Source organism: Mesorhizobium sp. P2_D5, from assembly GCF_056404355.1.
On record NZ_JBFUEE010000020.1, the window covers coordinates 1 to 3,816 of the forward strand.

Sequence of the window (3,816 nt, forward strand, 5' to 3'; positions counted from 1 at the left end):
CGTCATAGGAGACGAAGGTGCCGTTCTCGCCCGCCAGGGGCGTGTCGAGCGCCAGCACCTGGCGCGCCCGGTCCAGGATCACCTTCCAGGACTTGGCCTGGTCCGAAGTCGGGTCCTTGGCGATCGCCTGGTCGAGCACGTCCTTGTTGTTCAGGTAGGCGGTATAAGCCTGGGCAACGCCGATATCGGCCGACAGCTCGTCCATGCTGGCCGCCGGGCTGCGCTGGATCGCCCGCTTGACCATCGGGTCGCCGCCGTCGAAATCCAGCGACTTGGCGGCATTGATGATGCCCTGCTGGAGGACCAGCCCGGCGTCCTTGCTCTCTAAGCCGCCCGGCCCAAAGAAGGTCGAACCGCGGTAGCCATATTCCAGCATCGCATTGTCGCCGCCACCGACCACCATGCCGCCGACCTGGGCGATGATGCCGTTCAGCGCGCCCGCCGCCGTATCCGCCATGGCTTCGGCGATGGCGGGATCGCCGCCCTTCTTGCCCGCGCCATGGGCCGGTTCGAAACGGTTATCGACCAGCTCGCTGCCCGCCGTGCCGGACGGCTTGCCCGATGGCAGGAGCGAGATAACCATGTTGGCGATCGGAATGAGCGCGCCGAAGCCCGTGCAGGCGAGCACGATATCGACGACCGTCTGCGCCACCAGCTGGGGCGTGACATGGCCCTGCGCGATGGCAAAGGCCAGGTTGACCACCGCCGACGCGATCGAGGCATAGGGGACCCCGTCGGTCGGGCCGGCGCCGGGCAGGAGATTGTAATCGCCCTTGGAGATCGCATCGAAGACGTTCGACAGGCCCTTCAGATCATCGAAGGTCTCCGGCGCCACCAGCTTCAAAAGATCCTGGGTCCCCAGGCTGGCGAGGTAACCGCCCAGGGCGGATCCGATCTTGGGATCCAGGCCCAGCGACTTGAAGATATCGCCGCCGGCCTCGGCGCCCCAGACGCCGCCGACCGCGCTGCTGATATTGCCGATCAGCTGGATCTGACCCTTGATCGGGTCGATCGGGCCGTTATTGGTGTCATAGCCTGTCGAGATCAGACCCTGCAGAGTCGGCCACTGGCCCTTTATGAGACTCAGAACAATGTGATCGCCGGCCGTGCTGGTCAGCTGATGTAGAATCGCGTCGCCGGTCTTGTTCCCCGTCGTGATCAGCGACGAGAAGGCGCTGGTCAGCGCATGGACAATGCCGGCGACGATGGGGTCTACTGGCTTTTCGTCTCCGGCACCGATACCCTTCGAGCCACCATTTCCTTGCCCTGCGCCAGCACCTCCTCCATTACCGTCATCATCCTGGAGAAGGCCGTTGACCGTCGTCTGGTAAGAGAGTCTTGGGTATGAAATGCGCCCATCGATGATTGTGTAAGGCGAATTAGAATCAAAACGAGCCACTTCAGTTGTGGTCGTTCCATCAGAGACAACTGTAGACCGCGTTATCTCTCGCTGGCCATCGTCCAGCACTGAGCTCTTGATAGAGACAATATCTCCGTTTGCTCGTGTTATCTCGACAGTCTGGCTTTGGCCCCAAGACAGATTTCCCCAAGAATCGAGGGAAGTAGTCTCCCCCATTCCAGTCGATAGAATAACATCCGATCCATTTATTTTCGGGGGCTCATCAAAAACCCCGACGAGTTTTCCGTCTTGATCTCTGACGACTGTGACATTTTTTGCTTCATCATACCGAATTGAAGCGCTCGCATCCGATTGGTAGTAGCCAACTAGTTTACCGCCGCTAAGTCCAACCGTAGAAAACAACCAGCCCGGTGTCTGAGCGGTGTCTCGCACGGAAATAAGCCAGACACCAGCATCATTTACGACGGAAAGACCTGCATTCTCCAGAGTTTTGAAATAAAACGGGGGAGATAGGACGCCAATTCCGAAATCATCCCACGCCTCAACTGTCGTATTAAGAACCTGATCCTTATTCGGGAGAACATAACTTCCATCGTCCAAAAGGACTGCCGAGTTATAAATTTTGTTTGCAATATAGCTCGAAAAGGCCTCGATGGATTCTGGATAGTGCCCCCATGGCTCGATAACGCCAGCAAGCTTCAGACCAGCGCTAAGGTAAGGGTTTTCGAGCGTCTCTTGAATAACCGCATTTGTCGCCCAGGCCGTCTTTCCCTGAGAATCAGAGTCAGTCGCCGTCTGGGCTGTAGTTAAGTAAATTGCATCACCAGTCAACTTATAAAGCTGGTAATACAGCTCACCTCTATTATCATGACCATCTGGACCAACCGTCAGGTAGGACGCAAGATTACGATAATCTTCAGCGGATATGACGTAATTTGCCATTAATTTAAGGCTCCCGATACCCAATGAGAGGCTATGTAATTGTCAGTTTCGGATTTTATTCTCTCCCACAACTCCAACTTTCCGTAAGGGAGATGCGTACGAATAAGGAGTCCTTTTTCTCTCGCGTTCATCTCGCATCGCATCGGACGTTTTTCGACAGAGACGCAGTCAAAAAATATCTTTGGATCCTTATCGGGATACAAAAATAGAGAATAGTGATAACCGTCGTCGCTCAGATCATCTCTGACAAGGTCAGTCCTCTTAAGACCGTAAAGATAACCAGCATCAAGAGGGTGTCTTTTTTGGAGAAGAGAAATAGACGAAGACACACGTTTGTACATATGAAGTGGGCTTTCATTAGCGTAAATTACACTAATAAAAATTCTTCCGATGCTCGATGGTATTTTTAAATCGACACTGGCTTGCGTTGGACGATCCTCTGCCCTCCCCTGAACATCTTCCTCTGGAAAATTGAATCTAACCGTTTCCTTGGAATTCCCAACGCCCCCAAGAACTATTTCGCCCGCAAAAGACCGGCCGTCAAGGATGGTCAGGGACAAACACGGACCGGAGATAATAAATAAAAGGGCTAAAAAAAGGCGCTCTAACGCCGAAGATAGAGACAAAAGCGACGCCGACCCGTGGACGGAGAATCCAAATAAACAACCTTTAACTCCAACCACCCCGATCATGACTTCATCACCCTGAATTCTTCAGTTTTCTTTTCATTATTTTCCGTATAAAGAGAAGGTGAAAGCCCGCTCTTCTCCGTAAAGTCCCTTACCATTGCCTTCGTCCCCTGCGGCCCGACCGCATCAATCACCCAAACGATCTCTCCCGAGTTCCATTCCTCCGGCTTCAGCCGCAGCTCGCCACCGGCCGCCAGTCGCGCCGACACCGCCTCGCTCACCTTGGCCCAGGTCAGCAGCCCGACCGGACGACCATCGACGTTGTAGCGGCGGAACTGGTTCAGCCGGATCGGCGGCACGACCCGCCATTCCAGGTCCGACAGGAACAGGCCCTTGTGCATGTCCGACTGCATCAGCACCCACAGCGCCTCGCCGAACAGAATCGACGCCGCGACCGCCAGCTCGGCGGAGGTCGGCTGGCGCGGCAGGTCGGGGGAAAGATCGGGCGCGGGCATGATGAGACTCGGGTAGCCGATGCAACCCGCCAGAGTCCAGTTACATTCCGATCAATGCGTCAGAAATGCTGCCGGTGTGGCGAGTCGAACACGAGGCCACGCCTCGGTTTCAGGACTGGATGCCTATCCGCCCCGGCGGGAAGCCGGTGAAGCCATCGTACCCGAACGCCCTCGTCCTGCCAGCTTCGCGTGCAGCCCTCGGGCGGGCGCCTCATGCCGCCAGACACATGCTCCGCTGGACGAGCGTATGGCCGGCGCCGACATCCACGGTGCCTTCGGACAGCACGGCGGAGCCGCCCTCGCCCATGATGGCGGTGCGGCCGGCGGAGGTGAAGTCGAGCTGGGTGATGCCGACCTGGGCCAGGCTATA

General features: G+C 56.6%; 3 protein-coding genes. All 3 read right to left on the reverse strand.

Translation table 11 applies throughout. The features are described 5' to 3' along the window. On the reverse strand, window positions 1–2,302 hold a 2,302-nt coding region (locus tag AC1DYW_RS33035), incomplete at its 3' end, for a hypothetical protein (protein ID WP_477228974.1). Beyond that, complete coding sequence (locus tag AC1DYW_RS33040) at window positions 2,302–2,994, reverse strand: hypothetical protein (protein WP_477228975.1); 693 nt, start codon at window positions 2,992–2,994, stop codon at window positions 2,302–2,304. The genes AC1DYW_RS33035 and AC1DYW_RS33040, both read right to left, overlap by 1 nt. Beyond that, on the reverse strand, window positions 2,991–3,446 hold the full coding sequence (locus AC1DYW_RS33045) for a toxin-activating lysine-acyltransferase (protein ID WP_477228976.1): 456 nt from the start codon (window positions 3,444–3,446) through the stop codon (window positions 2,991–2,993). Before AC1DYW_RS33045 ends, AC1DYW_RS33040 begins: the two co-directional genes overlap by 4 nt. Window positions 3,447–3,816: the final 370 nt, after the last annotated feature.

What these genes read in the sequence shown, in the direction of transcription:
- AC1DYW_RS33045 (WP_477228976.1), bottom strand. Translation starts at nt 3,446, where the DNA reads ATGCCCGCGCCCGATCTTTCCCCCGACCTGCCGCGCCAGCCGACCTCC.
- AC1DYW_RS33040 (WP_477228975.1), bottom strand. Translation starts at nt 2,994, where the DNA reads ATGATCGGGGTGGTTGGAGTTAAAGGTTGTTTATTTGGATTCTCCGTC.